Genomic DNA, 17,872 nt, shown 5'->3' with positions numbered 1-17,872 from the left:
CGACGTCGCCTCAACCATTGGCCAGCAGCGGCATCTCTGCGCCGAGCACACTGTAGTAATGGCCCAACAGGCTATTGACCACCGTGTCCCAGGCGTAATGACGCTCTACGTGTCGCCGAGCCCTGGCGCCACGTTGCTCGCAACCTTCGGCGAACAGCTGTCGAACGGCATTGGCCATGGCCTGCGGATTGTCAGGTGTGCACAGCAGACCGCAGTCCTCCTGGACGATTTCGCTGAACGCGCCGGCGGCGACCGCTACCACCGGGATGCCGCTGGCCATCGCTTCGAGGATCACCAGGCCAAAGGTTTCCTGGTCGCCAGCATGTAGCAACGCGTCGGCGCTGGCCATCAGCCGGGCGACCTGGGGCGCCGGGCAGAATTCGTCGATGACGGTGACATTGTCCGGCACCAGGGCGGGCATCGAAGAACCGACCAACAACAAGTGGTAGCGCTCGCCCAGGCGTTTCATGCACTTGAGCAGCACCGGCAGGTTTTTTTCCTTGGAGCCGCGACCGGCGAAGATCAGCAATCGCGCGTCTTCGGCGATGCCCAGCTCCGCCCGCAATTCGGGGTCGCGGGCGGCGGGGTTGAAGGTCTGGAGGTCTACCCCCAAGGGCTGTACATAGACGTTCTTGACGCCCAGCCCGGTCAGTTTGTCGGCCATGACCTGGCTGGGGGCCAGGACTCGGTCGAAGTTGCCGTACAACTTGCTGACGTAGGCCTCGATGTTGGGCGTGAACCAGCTTCCCATGCGGTTGCTGACCAGCAGCGGCAAGTCTGAATGATAAAAACCGATGACAGGCACATCGAGCTGGCGCCGGGCATCGAGGGCCGCCCAGGCGGTGAGATAGGGATCGCCTACTTCAATGAGATCAGGCTGCAAGTCGCGCAGGACATTACGCCAGGGCGCCAGGCGAAGCGGGAAGCGATAACCCTTGCCAAAGGGAAGCGGAGGGGCTGGAACTTTATAGATTCCGTCCTGCTCACTCAGGTGAGCGCCAGGAATCAAGAGGCTATGGCGGATACCGGGCCGATTGCCCAGGCGCCGGTGCTTGGCATCCAGATAAGTGCGCACGCCACCGCTGGCGGGGGCGTAGAACATGGTTATGTCCGCTATATGCACGATGAACGTCCCTCCGGTCTGTGTTCTCCTGTGTTGACCTTTAGTAAGAATAGATGTTCGGTTGGGGTTGTGAGGGCGGGTTGTCAGTGGAGTATTGCTGGGTTTGACAAGGCCTCATCGCGAGCAAGCTCGCTGCCACATGGGACCTGTGCGTACCACAACCCTGTGCGAGCTTGCTCGCGATAGGGCCCGCCCTGATTCGCAGCTATTATTCCTGCTGCCAACGCCCTAATGCCCAGGCATGCTCTTATATAAACGCGCAAAATGGCGTCATATCGCAAACACCACGGGTGACGAAATGCCTGACTCATCGCAACTGATCATCGGGGCCGACCTTGCCGGCCAACCTGTCGCCCAGGCCATGCGCCTGGCGAACCGCCATGGACTGGTGGCGGGTGCCACCGGCACGGGCAAGACCGTTACTCTACAGCGCCTGGCCGAGATGTTCAGCGATGCCGGCGTGGCCGTCTTCGCGGCAGACATCAAGGGCGACTTGTGCGGCCTCGGTGCTGCCGGCGCTCCCCAGGGCAAGATCGCCGAGCGTATCGCCGGCATGCCTTGGCTTGGCCACAAGCCCCAGGCTTATCCGGTGACGCTGTGGGACATTCACGGCCAATCGGGTCATCCGCTGCGCACTACCTTGAGTGAAATGGGCCCGTTGTTGCTCGGCAGCCTTTTGGAACTGACGGACAGCCAGCAATCGGCGTTGTACGCGGCGTTCAAGGTCGCTGATCGGGAAGGCCTGTTGCTGCTGGACCTCAAGGACTTGAAGGCGCTGCTCAACCACCTCAAGGACAACCCCGAATTGCTAGGGGACGATGCCGCCTTGATGACCACGGGTTCCAGCCAGGCGCTGATGCGACGCTTGTCCACGCTGGAACAGCAAGGGGCCGACGCCTTGTTCGGTGAGCCGGCGTTGCAGTTGGAGGACATTCTGCAACCGGCCAGCGATGGTCGCGGCCGTATTCATCTGCTGGACGCCAGCCGCCTGGTCCATGAAGCGCCGAAGGTCTACGCGACATTCCTGCTGTGGCTGCTGGCCGAGCTGTTCGAGCAACTGCCCGAGCGCGGCGACGCGGACAAACCCTTGCTCGCGCTGTTCTTCGACGAGGCGCACCTGTTGTTTGCCGGCACGCCCAAGGCGCTGCAGGATCGCTTGGAACAAGTGGTGCGACTGATCCGCTCCAAGGGCGTCGGGGTGTATTTCGTGACCCAGTCGCCGGGGGATCTGCCGGACGATGTGCTGGCACAGTTGGGATTGCGCATCCAGCACGGCCTGAGGGCTTTTACCGCCAAGGAACACAAGTCCTTGCGGGCGGTGGCGGAGGGTTTCCGACCGAACCCGCAATTCGATGCCTTGGCGGTACTCACCGAACTGGGCATCGGTGAAGCCCTGGTCGGCACTCTGCAAGAAAAAGGCACGCCGGAAATCGTCCAGCGCGTGCTGGTGGCGCCGCCGCAGTCGCGTATCGGGCCGCTGAGCGAGGCCGAGCGGGCCGGGTTGATTGCCAGTTCACCGTTGCAGGGACGTTACGACAAGCCTATTGATCGCGAGTCGGCCTATGAAGTGCTGATGGGCCGCAAGGGGCTGGAACCGCAAGCCGAAGCGACACCGGGCAAGCCCACCGCTGAAGAGCCAAGCTTTACCGAAAAGGCCGGGGAGTTCCTTGGCACCGCGGCGGGCCAGGCCTTGAAATCAGCGATGCGCCAGGCGGCCAATCAACTGGGTCGGCAGTTGGTGCGGGGGTTGATGGGGTCGTTGTTGGGTGGCAGTAAGCGGCGGTAGTCGAGACCGAGTCGCGCCCATCGCGAGCAGGCTCGCTCCCACAGTAGGTTTCTGCCAGATACAAAATTTGTGTTCGCCAGATCCCCTGTGGGAGCGAGCTTGCTCGCGATAGCTATCTAACAGGCGCCGGAAATCTCAATCCTTGGGCCGCGCATGCGCCGCCAACCGCTCCAGCGCCGCCTTCAGGTTAGGGTCGCTGATGCCCTCGGCGGTGGCCTGGATGGTCGCGGCCGCGTCGGTGGACAGGTCCAGGGTATGTCCCTTGGCGCCGGCCTGTATGGTCGGCGGCTGGACCTTGAACAGGATCCGCGTCAGGTTGGCGAATTCATCGAATGCCTGCAATTGACGCAGCAGGCGCTTCTGTTGGTAGCGCAGGCGCGTGGCCCAATGGCCGTCAGTGACGATCAGCAACAAGCTGCCTTCGCGCCAGGAGGCTACGTGGCAATGCTCACGCGCGGCGGGCTGCAACTGGCTGTCCACCAGCCGTTGCAGATGACCGAGGCGCCTGGCGTGGCCGAAAATGGCTTTCAGCGGCTTGGCTTCGCGCAGCAGAACGGCGGGCGCCTTGGCTGGAAGAGGGCGGAAGGCCATGGTTGAATACCGCAAAATGACAGAGGCGCCATGGTAGCAGAAGCACCGGTCGCCCCGCCGCCCTGTCGCCCAGCGGCTTTTATCCCACACAATCAATAAGTAACTTATGCGCTTTGTGGGTTGAAGTTCGCGCAAAAGCCCTTATTTTAGGGAGGCCCCGTCACAGCGCTGTGCCAGCATCGTGGAATAACGCCACTTTCCTCACCATCGTTTCCGGGTAGAATGCTCGTTCGCATGCGGCCATGAGGGCTGCACGGGCGACTCACGGGGCCGCCCTCCATCCCTTTAGTGTGGAAGATCCTGCCGATATGTTTGCGCCTTTGTTAAAGAAACTTTTTGGAAGCAAGAATGAGCGTGAAGTCAAGCGCATGCTCAAGACGGTACAGATCGTCAATGCCTTCGAAGAGCAAATGGTGGCCCTTTCGGACGATCAGTTACGCGCCAAGACCGCCGAATTCAAGGACCGCATCGCCAAGGGTGAGACCCTTGACCAGATCCTGCCCGAAGCCTTTGCGGTCTGCCGCGAAGCCGGCAAGCGGGTCATGGGCATGCGTCACTTCGACGTCCAGTTGATCGGCGGCATGACCTTGCACGAAGGCAAGATCGCCGAAATGCGTACCGGTGAGGGCAAGACCCTCGTGGCGACCCTGGCGGTGTATCTCAATGCATTGTCCGGCAAGGGCGTACACGTGGTCACGGTCAACGATTACCTGGCCCGCCGCGACGCCAACTGGATGCGCCCGCTCTACGAGTTCCTCGGCCTGACCGTCGGCGTCGTCACGCCGTTCCAGCCGCCGGAAGAGAAACGCGCCGCCTACGCCTCGGACATCACCTACGGCACCAACAACGAATTCGGCTTCGATTACCTGCGCGACAACATGGCGTTCAGCATGGAAGAAAAATTCCAGCGTGAACTCAACTTTGCCGTCATCGACGAAGTCGACTCCATCCTCATCGACGAAGCCCGTACCCCGCTGATCATTTCCGGTCAGGCCGAGGACAGCTCCAAGCTGTACATCGAGATCAACAAGTTGATCCCGCAGCTCAAGCTGCACGTGGAAGAAGTCGAGGGCGAAGTCACTCAGGCCGGTCACTACACCGTCGACGAGAAGACCCGCCAGGTCGAGCTCAACGAATCCGGCCACCAGTTCATCGAAGAGATGCTGACCCGCGTCGGCCTGCTGGCAGAAGGCGAAAGCCTGTACTCGGCCCATAACCTGGGCCTGCTGACCCACGTCTATGCCGGCTTGCGTGCCCACAAGCTTTTCCACCGCAATGTCGAATATATCGTGCAGGACGGCCAGGTCGTGCTGGTGGACGAGCACACCGGCCGCACCATGCCGGGCCGTCGCCTGTCCGAAGGCCTGCACCAGGCCATCGAGGCCAAGGAAGGTCTGAACATCCAGGCCGAGAGCCAGACCCTGGCCTCCACTACCTTCCAGAACTACTTCCGCCTGTACAACAAGCTGTCCGGCATGACCGGTACCGCTGACACCGAAGCGTTCGAGTTCCACCAGATCTACGGCCTGCAAGTGGTGGTGATTCCGCCGAACAAGCCGCTGGCGCGCAAAGACTACAACGACCTGGTGTTCCTGACCGCCGAAGAGAAATACGCGGCGATCATCAATGACATCAAGGAAGGCATGGCCCAGGGCCGTCCTATCCTGGTGGGTACCGCCACCATCGAGACCTCCGAGCACATGTCCAACCTGCTCACCAAGGAAGGCATCGAGCACAAGGTCCTGAACGCCAAGTTCCACGAGAAGGAAGCCGAGATCATCGCCCAGGCCGGTCGCCCGGGTGCGTTGACCATCGCCACTAACATGGCCGGCCGTGGTACCGACATCCTGCTGGGCGGCAACTGGGAAGTGGAAGTCGCTTCCCTGGAAAACCCGACCCCCGAGCAGATCGCGCAGATCAAGGCCGACTGGCAGAAGCGTCACCAGCAAGTGCTCGAATCCGGCGGCTTGCAGGTGATCGCTTCCGAGCGTCACGAATCCCGCCGTATCGACAACCAGCTGCGTGGCCGTGCCGGTCGCCAGGGTGACGCAGGCTCCAGCCGCTTCTACCTGTCGTTGGAAGACAGCCTGATGCGCATCTTCGCCTCTGACCGGGTGAAGAACTTCATGAAGGCCCTGGGCATGCAGCCAGGCGAGGCGATCGAGCACCGCATGGTGACCAACGCCATCGAAAAGGCCCAGCGCAAGGTCGAAGGCCGCAACTTCGATATCCGCAAGCAATTGCTGGAGTTCGACGACGTCAACAACGAGCAGCGTAAAGTGATCTATCACATGCGCAACAGCTTGTTGGCCGCCGACGACATTGGCGAAACCATCGCCGATTTCCGTCGTGAAGTACTCGACGCGACCATCAGCGCCCACATCCCGCCGCAATCGTTGCCGGAACAGTGGGACGTCGCTGGGTTGGAAGCCTCCCTGCGCAGCGATTTTGGCGTGTCGTTGCCGATCCAGCAGTGGCTCGACGAAGACGACCACCTGTACGAGGAAACCCTGCGCGAGAAGCTGCTGGCCGAACTGATCGCCGCGTACAACGAAAAAGAAGACCAGGCCGGCGCCGAGGCGCTGCGTTCCTTCGAGAAGCAGATCGTGCTGCGCGTGCTGGACGACCTGTGGAAAGACCACTTGTCGACCATGGATCACCTGCGCCACGGTATTCACTTGCGCGGCTACGCCCAGAAGAACCCGAAGCAGGAATACAAGCGCGAGTCCTTCACGCTGTTCTCCGAGCTGCTGGATTCCATTAAGCGCGACTCGATTCGTGTGCTGTCCCACGTTCAGGTTCGCCGCGAAGACCCGGTTGAAGAAGAAGCTCGCCTGCGCCAGGAAGCCGAAGCCTTGGCTGCCCGCATGCAGTTCGAACACGCCGAAGCGCCAGGGCTGGAAGTGGCCCAGGCGATGGAAGAAGGTGTCGACGTGGATGTTGCACTGGCCACCGCGCCGGTGCGCAACGAGCAGAAGCTGGGCCGTAACGAGCTGTGCTATTGCGGCTCGGGCAAGAAATACAAGCATTGCCACGGGCAGATTCAATAATCCCGTTTCAACGCTGAACGACCCGCGCCGCGACAGGTAACCCCTGTCGCGGCGTTTTGCCATTTGATTCGCCGTTTCGATGAAGACGGCGTCGATTTATCTATTAAGGAGCGCATTCATGGCTGTTGGTCTTGGTCCGTTGCCAACGTTGCACCCGGTTGCCGGTTTTGAACTCGGTATCGCCTCGGCGGGCATCAAGCGCCCCGGGCGCAAGGATGTGGTGGTGATGCGTTGCGCCGAGGGTTCGACGGTCGCGGGCGTGTTTACCCTCAATGCGTTCTGCGCCGCGCCGGTGATCCTGGCCAAGCAACGCGTGCAGGGACCGGTGCGTTACCTGCTGACCAACACCGGTAACGCCAATGCCGGCACCGGCGCGCCAGGCCTGGCCGCCGCCGAGCGCACCTGCGCCAAGCTGGCTGAACTGACGGGCGTCGACGCCAACCAGGTACTGCCTTACTCCACCGGTGTAATCGGCGAACCACTGCCGGTCGAGAAAATCGAAGGCGCGTTGCAAGCCGCCCTTGATGACCTCTCGGAAAACAACTGGGCCGCCGCCGCCACCGGCATCATGACCACTGACACCCTGCCCAAGGGCGCGAGCCGCCAGTTCCAGCACGACGGCGTCACCGTCACGGTCACCGGCATCAGCAAAGGCGCCGGCATGATCCGCCCGAACATGGCGACCATGCTAGGCTACATCGCCACCGACGCCAAGGTTTCGCGCCAGGTGCTGCAAGACCTGATGCTCGACGGCGCCAACAAGTCGTTCAACCGCATCACCATCGACGGCGACACGTCTACCAATGACTGCTGCATGCTGATCGCCACTGGCAAGGCCAACCTGCCGCAGATCACCGAGGCCAGCGGCCCGCTGTTCATGGCCCTCAAGCAGGCGGTGTTCGAAGTGTGCATGGAAGTGGCCCAGGCCATCGTCCGTGACGGCGAAGGCGCGACCAAGTTCGTGACCGTGCAGGTCAACGGCGGGGGCAATCACCAGGAATGTCTGGACGTCGGCTACACCGTGGCGCACTCGCCACTGATCAAGACCGCATTGTTCGCCTCCGACCCGAACTGGGGCCGTATCCTCGCCGCTGTCGGCCGTGCCGGCGTGCCTGAGCTGGACGTGAGCAAGATCGACGTGTTCCTTGGCGAAGTGTGCATCGCCAGCCAGGGCGCCCGCGCCGCAACCTACACCGAAGCCCAGGGCGCGGCCGTGATGCAGCAGGAAGAGATCACTATCCGCATCGAGCTGGGACGGGGTGATTGCAGCGAAACCATCTGGACCACTGACCTGTCCCACGAGTACGTAAAGATCAACGCTGAGTATCGGACTTAAGACCGAGGCGCTCCTATCGCGAGCAAGCTCGCTCCCACAGGGCAACAGTGTCGTTCGTGTGGGAGCGAGCTTGCTCGCGATGGGCCGGAACCGACTCCATCAACGCTGAGGAATAGCGCGGTGAAACGAATCCACGTAGCGGCGGCGGTCATTCGCGATGCCGCCAGCAGAATCCTGATCGCCCGGCGGGCCGATACCCAGCACCAAGGTGGCCTGTGGGAGTTTCCTGGCGGCAAGGTCGAGGCGGATGAATCCGTCGAGACCGCCCTGGCCCGGGAGCTTCATGAAGAATTGGGCATCGTTGTCGGCGCCGCTCGGCCGCTGATCAAGGTGCGTCATGACTACCCGGACAAGCAGGTGTTGCTGGACGTCTGGGAAGTCTCGGCGTTCAGTGGCGAGCCCCACGGTTCCGAAGGCCAGCCGTTGGCCTGGGTGACGGCCCGTGAGTTGACGAATTATGAATTTCCGGCGGCCAATCAGCCGATCGTCGCGGCGGCCCGTTTGCCGGGCGAGTACCTGATTACGCCCGAAGGCCTCGAAACGCCGGCGTTGCTGCGCGGCTTGCAGAAGGCGATCGGGGGTGGGATCAAGCTGGTCCAACTGCGCGCGCCCAACGGCTACGATCCGCAATACCGTGATCTGGCGGTGGACGCGGTGGGGCTGTGTGCCGGCAAGGCCCAGCTGATGCTCAAGGGGCCGTTCGAATGGCTGGGGGATTTCCCGTCGGCCGGCTGGCACATTACCGCCGCACAACTGCACAAGCATGCGGCGGCCGGTCGACCGTTCGGCAAGGATCGCTGGCTGGCAGCCTCGTGCCATAACGCAGAAGAGCTGTCCCTGGCGCAGCAGATGGATGTGGATTTCGTGACGCTCTCGCCGGTGCAGCCGACCCAGACCCATCCCGATGCCAAGCCGCTGGGATGGGACGAAGCGGCGCGGTTGATCGAGGGCTTCGACAGGCCGGTCTACCTGTTGGGCGGAGTAGGGCCGGATGAGCGGCAAAAGGCATGGGACGCCGGGGCCCAGGGCGTGGCGGGGATTCGGGCGTTTTGGCCTGAGGCGTGAGAGTGTGCAACAACTGACGCCATCGCGAGCAAGCTCGCTCCCACATTGGATTTTAGGCGGTCACAAAACCCCTGTGGGAGCGAGCTTGCTCGCGATGGCGGACTGACAGATCAGCCCCCAGGCTTGGCCGCCGCCTCCCAAAGTACCTCAGCCACCCCTTGGCGCCGGGCAATGACCCGCGCGGCCACGAACAACAGATCCGACAATCGATTGATGTAGGCCAGCCCCGGCCCGGCCAGCGGCTCCACTGCGTTCAATTGCTGGCAACGACGCTCGGCGCTGCGGGCCATGCTTCGGCAGACGTGGGCTTGGGCGATCAGCGTCGAGCCGCCGGGTAGGATGAAGTTCTCCAGCGGACCCAATTCCTCGTTCCATCTGTCAATCGCCGCTTCCAGCCGTTCGACTTCCGCCACGTTAAGCGCTTGATAGGCGGGCATCGCCAATTCACCGCCTAGGTCGAACAAGCGGTGCTGACATGGCGCCAACACCGTGATGACGTCTTCCAGCGCGGGATGCCGGGCCGTTTCCTCGGCCAGACCGGCCAGCAACAGGCCCAACTGGCTGTTCAACGTATCCACTTCGCCGATCGCCTCGACCCGCGGGTGGTCCTTCGCCACGCGGCGACCATCCCCCAGCCCGGTTTCACCTTTGTCACCGGTGCGGGTGTAAATCTTCGACAGGCGAAAACCCATTGTTCAGCGCTCCACTTGCTTGTGTTCCTGGGCCACGATCGAAGTGCCCGCCAGCGGCAGGCGCAGGGTGAAGCAAGTGCCCTGGCCTGGCGCGGATTGCACTTCCATCTGGCCCTTGTGGTTGTTGGTGATGATGAAATACGAGACCGACAGCCCGAGGCCCGTGCCCTGGCCGATTTCCTTGGTGGTAAAGAACGGTTCGAAGGTGCGTTTGCGCACGTTCTCGCTCATGCCGATGCCGTTGTCCTCGACCTGGATTTCCGCCCACGGTGGATTCAGCCGGGTACGCAGGATAATACGGCCGGGCTCGCCGTCGTCCTGGCGCTGATGGATGGCCTGGGCAGCGTTTTTCAGCAGGTTGAGCAGCACCTGCTCCAGTTCGTTGGCGGTGCCGGGCACCGGCCCCAGGTTCGGGTCGAACTGACGGATGATGGCCTGGCCCTTGAAGTCGAAACCGATCGCCAGGTCGAAATCGTTGCCGGCAATCTCGACGGCCTGGTCGATCAAAGCGGGCAAGTCGCAGGGGGCCATCTGCCGGGTGCTGCGTCGACTGAAGCTGAGCATGTGGGTGACGATCTTCGCGGCCCGGGCACCGGCCTGCTGGATGCCGTCGAGCAGTTGCGGGATTTCCCGGCTCTCCAGGTAACGGTAGATCACCGGCAACTCGATGCCCAACTGCTCGGCCTGTTCGAGGTTCTTCGGCAGTTCCGCCGACAGGCGTCGGCGGATGTTCTGCACGTTATGCAGGATCGCTCCGAGCGGATTATTGATCTCATGGGCCATGCCCGCCGCGAGGCCACCGACCGAGAGCATCTTCTCCGATTGCACCATCATTTCTTCCAGCGACAAGCGCTGGGTAATGTCATCGATACGGATCACCACGCCCCGCCCGGCACCGCCCATCAACGGATAGAACGTGAGGGCGTAGTGCCGGGCTTCGTCGTCCTTGGTCCAGGTGACACGTTCGATCTTGGCCACCGTGTGCTGTTCGACCGTCTGCTTGAGCTGTGGCAGATAGGGCTTGAGCGGTTCGAAGGCGAGGAAGATCGGCTGGTTCAGCGCTTCGTCCAATCGTGTGCCGGAGAGCGCGCTGGCTTCCTGGTTCCATTGGGTGACGTAGAGCTGTTCGTCGAGGGCGATCAGGGCCGACGGCATGGAGTCGATGATGCTGTTGAGGTAGTTCTGGAAGCCGGTGAGTTTTTTCTCGATCTTGCTGCGCACCTGGACTTCCAGTTCCAGCTTGCGGTTGGTGTGGCGGGTTTCCTCCGCAAGCCCCTGGGCCTGGTCATAGGCGGCCTGGGAATCGTCACGGGCTCGCTTGAGTTGCTGTTCGCGGGCTTCGATGCGCGACAGCATGGTGTTGAACGCCTCGGCCAGGCTGCCGATTTCGTCGTGGTTGCCCCGGGCGGCGCGCAGGGAATAGTTTTCCTCGCGGGTCACCTGGCGCGACAACTCTTCGAGCTGGTGGATCGGTTGGGTGATCAGCCGCTTGATCTGCTGGGCAATGACCAGCCACAGCAGCACGCTGAAGATGAGGATGCCGAGGCTGGCGGTCAACGTGCCGGTGTAGAACGCGGTGGGCAATTCGCTGCTGGCGACCAGCAAGAGATGGCCCGGCGTGGTGCCGGGACGGGGCAGGGTAATGACCTGGTTGCTGCGGAACTCGCCGGCCTGCCAGGTTTGCATGTGGCGGAAATGTTCCGGCAGCCTGAGTTTTTCGCCCTGTTGCAGCTGGGCCAGCCGTTCGCCTTGCCCATCGTAGAGTGCCGCTGCTCGCAGTGGGGCGTAGCTGTTGAGCTCATCGAGCAGGCGTTGGGCGCTTTGCGGCGATTGCAGCGCGTCGGCGATCAGGCTCGGGTTGGCCACCAGCCGGCCAATGGTCTGCAACGCCTGGGGGGCCATGCTTTCCTGGGAAATGTAATAGGCCGCGCTGATGAAGGTCAGGTTGGCCACCAGCAAAACGGTGGTCAACAACACCAACAGGGCCGCCAGCAGTTTCTGGCCGACCGGTAGATTTTCAAGGCGCTGGCGCAATGGCATCGGACTCGTCGCTAACAAGGAACACGAGGGCCAGCGTAGCCGCTGCTCAGTCGCTGGGCAATCCAAGGTTGTGCAGGTGGGCGATCAGTCGCTCGCGCATTTGTCCGAGATGCGGCACCGCCACGCCATGCCGCTGGGCGACCGCGCAGACATGGCCGAGCAGGTAGCTGATTTCGGTGCGCCGCTGGTTGGCCACGTCCTGGTACATCGAGGAATAATTGGCGGCGGTGGCCTGGATCACCCGTTCGACTTCCGTCTGCAAGTCTTCGGCCGCCGCAGGCTGGCCGCAGCGTTCAAGCAGGTCGGTGAGTTCGGCGCAAAGGGTCGCCACTTCGCAGCGGTGGTCCTGCAGGCCACCGTTCTTACAATGGTGCAGTACCGTGAGTGGGTTGATCGCACAGTTGAGGGCCAGTTTGCGCCAAAGGCGGGTGAGGATATCGGCGCTCCATTCATGGGGGATGCCGGCGGCGGCCAAGTCATCCAGCCAGACCGGTGCCACCGGCTGGGCCGGATCGCCCAGCCAGGTGAAGCCGTGGCCGGCGAACACCACGCGCCAATCGCCATCGCGAAACGCGCCTTCGGTGCTGGAAGCGCTGATGCAGCGGGCCTGGGGCACGCGGTTCGCCACGGCGTCCTGGCTGCCGAGGCCGTTCTGCAACAGGATCAGTTCCGACTCGGCGCCCAGTCGATGGGCAATCGAAGCCACGGCTGCTTCCGCGTCGTAGGCCTTGCACGCCAGGAGCAGCCGCTGAACAGGCTCGGTGCCTTGCGCGGTTTCGCCGGGCACCGGGTAGCACTGCGCCTGGCCTTGTTCCACCAAGGTCAGGCCGCCGGCCTCGCGGTAAGCCTGCAACCGCTTTTCATTGCGCAGCACCAGCCGCACCGGCAGGCCGGCCCGGGCCAGGCGCGTCGCCCATAACGTGCCGAGGCTGCCGGCTCCCAGGACATGCCAGGTGGTGGACATCAGTTTTTTACTCGGTTTGGCGCAGGCATCTGAAGGGCTCGCGGTAAAGGCGGGAAAAGACCCGTTATAATGAGCCCGATTTTAACCACAAGCCAAGTGCGCGCCTTTGTCATGAGCGCGCCTTTTTATTTGGAGAACACTACATGCCGTCATTCGACGTGGTATCCGAACTGGACAAGCACGAAGTCACCAACGCCGTTGAAAACGCCGTCAAGGAACTCGACCGTCGGTATGACCTCAAGGGCAAGGGCAGCTTCGAGTTCAAGGAAAAGGATCTGACTGTCAACCTGACCGCCGAGGCCGACTTCCAGCTCGAGGCGATGATCGAAATCCTCAAGCTGGCGCTGGTCAAGCGCAAGATCGATGTGCAGTGCCTTGAAGTTAAGGACGCCTATGCGTCGGGCAAGCTGATGAAGCAGGAAGCCGTGCTCAAGGAAGGCATCGACAAGGAACTGGCAAAGAAGATCGTTGCCCACATCAAGGACGCCAAGCTCAAGGTCCAGGCCGCCATCCAGGGCGAGCAGGTGCGGGTGACCGGCAAGAAGCGTGACGACTTGCAGGAAGCCATCGCCGCGCTGCGCGGCAAGGAGTTCGGCATGCCGCTACAGTTCAATAACTTCCGCGACTGACACCAGGCTGTTCGCAATGACAGTGGCCCGATGCTGCTCCCGCCGGTAAGGCAGCGACCCATCAAAAAGGCGCTGCTGGGTAACCAACGGAGGCGATGTTTGGCCACACAGTGTTTGCACGGGTGTTGCGTGCAACGGGAAAAAAGGAGAACACGATGGACTTGAACGCTGAAGTGGACCACCTGGTCAAGGCCTCCCAGGCTTGGATACCGATGATCATGGAGTACGGCAGTCGTGTACTGCTGGCAATCGTTACCCTGGCCATCGGTTGGTGGCTGATCAACAAGGTTACGCAGAAACTCGGGGCGCTTTTGGCTTTGCGCAACGCCGACCTCGCCTTGCAAGGGTTCATCGGTACCCTGGCAAACATCATCCTCAAGATATTGCTGATCGTCAGCGTCGCGTCGATGATTGGCGTGGAAACCACGTCGTTCGTAGCGGCCATTGGTGCGGCAGGCCTGGCGATTGGCCTGGCCTTGCAGGGCAGCCTGGCGAACTTCGCCGGCGGCGTGCTGATTTTGCTGTTCCGTCCGTTCCGCATTGGCGATTGGATCGAAGCCCAAGGCGTGGCCGGCACGGTCGACAGTATCCAGATATTCCACACGGTGCTGCGTACCGGTGACAACAAGACAGTTATCGTGCCGAACGGCAACCTGTCGAACGGCATCATCACCAACACCAATCGCCAGCCCACCCGCAAAGTCGTGTTCGACGTGGGCGTGGATTATCAGGCCGACCTGCAAAAGGCTCGGGAAGTATTGCTGGAGTTGGCCAAGGACGAGCGCGTATTGGCTGATCCTGCGCCAGAAGCGGTGATTTCGACCTTGGGCGATAGCTCGATCACGGTTTCCCTGCGTATCTGGGTCAAGACCGCGGATTACTGGAACGTGATGTTCATGCTTAACGAACAGGCGCGGGACCGCTTGAAGGAGGCGGGCATTGATATTCCGTTTCCGCAGCGGGTGATTCGGATGGTTCATGAATCCACGTCGGCGTAACCGCTTCGCTTGTCGGACCCGACCAGGCATCCAAAAGTAGCGAGCATAAAAAAGGCCCATCCGAAGATGGGCCTTTTTTTGATTACCGCAAACTGACTTTCGGCAATTACAGAACCGAAATCGGGTAGTCAACGATCAGGCGGAACTCTTTCACGTCGCCTTCGCCTTCGTCTTCGTTAGCGTAGTGCCAAGCTTGACGAATGCGGAAGGAGAGGTCTTTCGCTGGGCCAGACTGGACAACGTACTTGGCTTCGAAGTTGGTTTCGTTGTGCTTGCCGTTATTGCCGTACAGAGGGTTGCCGTCCTCGTCGCGGTATACGCTGTTAGCAGGCAGATCGGTACCATCAATGTCCCAACCCTTAACGTAGCGGGTCATGAAGCTCAGACCAGGAACGCCGTACTCAGCCATTTTCAGGTCATAACGGATCTGGGCAGATTTCTCGTTAGGCGCGTTGAAGTCGGAGTACTGGATGGAGTTGGCGAGGAAGATCGAGTCGCCGCCGCGGTTGTTCTTGCCCACGCCGATGTAGTCGAACGGCGTGTCGCCGTTGACCTTCTGGAAGGCCACGGTGATGGTGTGTGCTTTCAGGAACGAGAAAGCAGCTGCCAGGGAGAACGTCGTGTTGCTGATGTCACCGGCTTCGGCGCTGCCGGCATCGGTGGTGCGGTAGATGTTACCGTCCAGGTTCAACGACTGATCGCCACCCATTGGGATGGTGTAGTTCAGGTTGGCGTAGTACTGGTTCCAGATGTCTTCCAGCTTGGCGCCGTACAGCGATGCGCTCAGGTTGTCGCTGATCGCGTATTTGCCGCCCAGGTAGTCGATGGTGTTGGCTTCGACGCCAGCGTAGGTTGCGTACAGGCCGCCGTTGCGGGAGTTACGATCCTGGCTGGTACCCGAGTAGAAGTGACCGGCTTCGAGGTCAAGGTCTTTGACTTCGCTGCTCTGCAGTTGGAAACCGCTGGCAGTTTGAGGAAGGATACGGGAACCGCCAACGGCAAACACTGGAGCAGTGCTTGGCTGCATGTCACCGACTTTCAGCTCGGTCTTGGAGACGCGGAATTTGATCGCTGCGCCGGCCTTGCCCTGGCTGTCGTTTACATCGCCATCGGCGTCGCGGCTCATGTTGCCGGTGCCGCCGGTGCCGTCGCCACCGTCCAGTTTCAATGCCAGGTAACCGAATGCATCGACGCCGACGCCAACAGTACCTTGGGTGTAGCCGGAGCTGAAGTTGCCCCAGATACCCTGGGTCCAGTCTTTCTGGTCGTCGCCACCGTTTTTGTTATCACGGTTGAAGTAATAGTTGCGCAGCAGCAAGTCGAACTTTGCGTCTTCGACAAAGCCTTTGGCTTCAGACTGGTCACTTACGAAAGGTGCGGCCGTAGCCATTTGAGTACTGGCTGCTGCAGCAACGGCCAGTGCGATCATGCTCCACTTCATCACGCGCATCGTGATTTGCTCCTTTGGTTTTAAGAGTACTGCCGTCCCACCTGTTTTATTATCTGGGCGGCTCTTTCTTTTTGTGTCGGCGCAAACTTATATCACGCCGACATTCTTTGGCGATACTTGCCCATTCAACCTTTCAGCTTCTTTACGACCATGTCGCCAATGGCTCGATCCATGTCGTAATTCAGCTGCTCCGAGGTAGGTGGAAGACAACTTCAAGTTGCTCTTTTTTCCACCATCGGCGTAAAGAGTCCATAAGTACAACGCTTGAAGCTCCTGAGGGCAGCCTTGCCACTTTAATTCTCATGCCTGCAGGTTTCGCGTCCGGCGATGCCCTGTAGGCGATATGGGCATGAATGCAACAAGCATGCACAAACCCGGTTTTCGTTCACATTTTTTTCACATTTTAGCTGCGGTTGCGGCGAAACCTCATGAAACCGGGCTCCAAAGGCCTTGTTTTAAATGGGGTTGACTGCTGGGCAGCTGACATGTTTGAAGCCGATAAACCTCGCGGGACAACCAAAAACGTTACCGGTTCACCCCGTCAGTGGGTAAAACACGGATGCCACGATCACAAAGCGTAGACGCATTGTGCTGTTTTGGTGCAAAAATTCTCAACGCTGGACGAAAAGAGAACAGCGCTTGTGCCAGCTAGCTGCAAAATGCGCTTTTACGATTCCGGGCGCCCGGTATTGGTGCGCAGTGAACGTTGCGCCGTTCACAGGTATGCTGGCGGCCTGCGTCCGGTGGCAGCCCGAAGGGCGTCGCATCGGGCCATCGATCAACGAGCGAGGAGTACGCCGGTGTTTGCCTTAGATCCACGATTGCAACAAGACACATTGCCCATCGGCGATTTCCCGCTGTGCCGCTTGCTCCTGTCAAATGACTCGAACTACCCGTGGTTCATCCTCGTGCCGCGACGGGAAAATATCAGTGAATTGTTTCAATTGGATGACGCTGATAAGTCGCAGTTGTGGAAAGAAACCACGGCACTGGCTGAAACGCTCAAGGACTCGTTCGATGCCGACAAGCTGAATGTTGCAACCTTGGGTAACGTCGTCAGTCAATTGCACATGCATGTGATCGTACGCAAGCGAGAGGATGCCGCCTGGCCGGCGCCGGTCTGGGGCAAGCACCCGGCCCAGCCTTATGATGCCGGGCAGGTAGCGGCCATCCGCGAACGGTTGCGAGCGGTGTTGACCGATGATTTCAAGTTTCTGGAGGGCTGAGACCATGAATCTTGAAGAGCGCGTAACAGACCTGGAAAGCCGCCTGGCGTTTCAGGATGACACTATCCAGGCATTGAATGACGTGCTGGTGGAGCAGCAACGAGTCGTTGAGCGTTTGCAGCTGCAGATGGCGGCGCTACTCAAGCGCCAGGAGGAAATGGCCGGGCAGTTCGAATCCTTCGAGGAAGACGCGCCACCGCCGCATTACTGATCGGTCCGAACGGCAGTCGATAAAAAACCGCGAGCAGCCAGGCTGCGTCGCGGTTTTTTTACGCCCGGATCAGCGGCGCGGCAGCGCGGCGATCACGTCTTCGGCCTGTAGGCCCTTGTCGCGATGCATCACCGAGAACTCCACGCGCTGGCCTTCGACCAGAACGCGGTGGCCTTCGCCACGAATGGCCCGGAAATGCACAAAAATGTCATCGCCGGAGTCGCGGGAAATGAAGCCGAACCCCTTGGAGGTGTTGAACCACTTCACGGTGCCGGTATCGCGGTTGGACATGTCGTAGTTCTGTGATGCGGCCGCTGGCGACGACTTCTTGTAGAAGCTGACGGCCAGGTGCAGCAAGACAGCGAGCAATGCCGCGGCCAGGCTGGACAGGATGGCGGGTTGGCCGCCGATTTCCGGCATGGGCGCCAGCAGGGACAGGGTTTGCAAGGCAACAGCCAGTACCAGCAAGCCGCTGACAAGGTTTTGCAGTTGATGACGTGGACCTTTGTTCCAGTAAGGGATGACGGGTGCCAGGGTCAGGTTGAGCAGGCCGAAAAAGGCCAGGTACAGCGCGTCGGGATGTTGCAGGTAAGGTGTGGCTTCGGAACCCAGGCTAGGGATGAAGGACAGCAGCAGGGCAGCTGCGCCCATTAGCAAGTGGACGATTTTCAACATTTTGATGGCTCACGGTTAAGACAGATCACAAGGAAG

At 60.8% G+C, this 17,872-nt stretch carries 15 protein-coding genes; 8 read left to right on the top strand and 7 right to left on the bottom strand.

Annotated features, from left to right (window positions below; genetic code table 11):
• Window positions 1-10 precede the first annotated feature (10 nt).
• Window positions 11-1,102: a glycosyltransferase family 4 protein gene (locus J3P92_RS19710; RefSeq protein ID WP_420765272.1), complete on the bottom strand. Its 1,092-nt coding sequence runs from the start codon at window positions 1,100-1,102 to the stop codon at window positions 11-13.
• 319 nt (window positions 1,103-1,421) lie between these two features.
• Here J3P92_RS19710 and J3P92_RS19705 point away from each other — a divergent pair, with 319 nt between their 5' ends.
• The gene (locus J3P92_RS19705; protein WP_434648742.1) at window positions 1,422-2,909 is read left to right on the top strand and encodes a helicase HerA-like domain-containing protein; all 1,488 of its coding nucleotides are present in this window, start codon (window positions 1,422-1,424) and stop codon (window positions 2,907-2,909) included.
• A 135-nt stretch (window positions 2,910-3,044) separates the two neighbouring features.
• Here the strand turns inward: J3P92_RS19705 and J3P92_RS19700 are convergent, their stop codons facing one another.
• The gene (locus J3P92_RS19700; protein ID WP_434607456.1) at window positions 3,045-3,500 is read right to left on the bottom strand and encodes a DUF721 domain-containing protein; all 456 of its coding nucleotides are present in this window, start codon (window positions 3,498-3,500) and stop codon (window positions 3,045-3,047) included.
• Between the two features lie 308 nt (window positions 3,501-3,808).
• On the opposite strand from J3P92_RS19700, the gene secA reads away from it, so the two are divergent.
• From secA to J3P92_RS19685, 3 genes are all read left to right on the top strand, one after another.
• Window positions 3,809-6,550, top strand: a complete 2,742-nt coding sequence (secA, locus tag J3P92_RS19695) for a preprotein translocase subunit SecA (protein WP_420765269.1) — start codon at window positions 3,809-3,811, stop codon at window positions 6,548-6,550.
• Between the two features lie 118 nt (window positions 6,551-6,668).
• Window positions 6,669-7,886 carry a bifunctional glutamate N-acetyltransferase/amino-acid acetyltransferase ArgJ gene (gene argJ, locus J3P92_RS19690; protein ID WP_420765268.1) on the top strand — a complete coding sequence of 406 codons (1,218 nt, stop codon included), beginning with the start codon at window positions 6,669-6,671 and terminating at the stop codon, window positions 7,884-7,886.
• A 120-nt stretch (window positions 7,887-8,006) separates the two neighbouring features.
• Window positions 8,007-8,951 carry a Nudix family hydrolase gene (locus J3P92_RS19685; RefSeq protein WP_434648740.1) on the top strand — a complete coding sequence of 315 codons (945 nt, stop codon included), beginning with the start codon at window positions 8,007-8,009 and terminating at the stop codon, window positions 8,949-8,951.
• Window positions 8,952-9,061: 110 nt separating this feature from the next.
• Here J3P92_RS19685 and J3P92_RS19680 read toward each other — a convergent pair whose 3' ends face one another.
• From J3P92_RS19680 to J3P92_RS19670, 3 genes are read right to left on the bottom strand one after another with little or no spacing between them, the layout of a single operon-like run.
• Window positions 9,062-9,643, bottom strand: a complete 582-nt coding sequence (locus J3P92_RS19680; RefSeq protein ID WP_434648738.1) for a cob(I)yrinic acid a,c-diamide adenosyltransferase — start codon at window positions 9,641-9,643, stop codon at window positions 9,062-9,064.
• A gap of 3 nt (window positions 9,644-9,646) precedes the next feature.
• Complete coding sequence (locus J3P92_RS19675; RefSeq protein ID WP_434648736.1) at window positions 9,647-11,683, bottom strand: sensor histidine kinase; 2,037 nt, start codon at window positions 11,681-11,683, stop codon at window positions 9,647-9,649.
• Window positions 11,684-11,729: 46 nt separating this feature from the next.
• Window positions 11,730-12,647 carry a putative 2-dehydropantoate 2-reductase gene (locus tag J3P92_RS19670; RefSeq protein WP_434648734.1) on the bottom strand — a complete coding sequence of 306 codons (918 nt, stop codon included), beginning with the start codon at window positions 12,645-12,647 and terminating at the stop codon, window positions 11,730-11,732.
• 143 nt (window positions 12,648-12,790) lie between these two features.
• Between J3P92_RS19670 and J3P92_RS19665 the strand changes: the two genes are divergently transcribed.
• Window positions 12,791-13,276 (top strand): YajQ family cyclic di-GMP-binding protein, encoded by a 486-nt coding sequence (locus J3P92_RS19665; protein ID WP_003205057.1) that lies wholly within the window; start codon window positions 12,791-12,793, stop codon window positions 13,274-13,276.
• Window positions 13,277-13,431: 155 nt separating this feature from the next.
• Complete coding sequence (locus J3P92_RS19660; protein WP_420765263.1) at window positions 13,432-14,274, top strand: mechanosensitive ion channel family protein; 843 nt, start codon at window positions 13,432-13,434, stop codon at window positions 14,272-14,274.
• Between the two features lie 106 nt (window positions 14,275-14,380).
• Here J3P92_RS19660 and J3P92_RS19655 read toward each other — a convergent pair whose 3' ends face one another.
• Entirely contained in the window at window positions 14,381-15,724 is a 1,344-nt protein-coding gene (locus J3P92_RS19655; RefSeq protein WP_434648732.1) for an OprD family porin, read from the bottom strand.
• Between the two features lie 800 nt (window positions 15,725-16,524).
• Here J3P92_RS19655 and J3P92_RS19650 point away from each other — a divergent pair.
• Both J3P92_RS19650 and J3P92_RS19645 read left to right on the top strand, forming a co-directional pair.
• Window positions 16,525-16,950, top strand: a complete 426-nt coding sequence (locus J3P92_RS19650; RefSeq protein ID WP_434648730.1) for an HIT domain-containing protein — start codon at window positions 16,525-16,527, stop codon at window positions 16,948-16,950.
• 4 nt (window positions 16,951-16,954) lie between these two features.
• Entirely contained in the window at window positions 16,955-17,161 is a 207-nt protein-coding gene (locus J3P92_RS19645; RefSeq protein WP_420765260.1) for a SlyX family protein, read from the top strand.
• Window positions 17,162-17,230: 69 nt separating this feature from the next.
• On the opposite strand, the gene J3P92_RS19640 is transcribed toward J3P92_RS19645, so the two are convergent.
• Entirely contained in the window at window positions 17,231-17,836 is a 606-nt protein-coding gene (locus tag J3P92_RS19640; protein ID WP_420765259.1) for a cold shock domain-containing protein membrane protein, read from the bottom strand.
• Window positions 17,837-17,872: the final 36 nt, after the last annotated feature.

It is taken from the genome of Pseudomonas sp. D3-27 (assembly GCF_051132165.1).
Lineage (GTDB): Bacteria > Pseudomonadota > Gammaproteobacteria > Pseudomonadales > Pseudomonadaceae > Aquipseudomonas.
The sequence above is the reverse complement of the archived record's forward strand: the minus strand, read 5'-3'. Positions and strand labels throughout refer to the sequence as shown.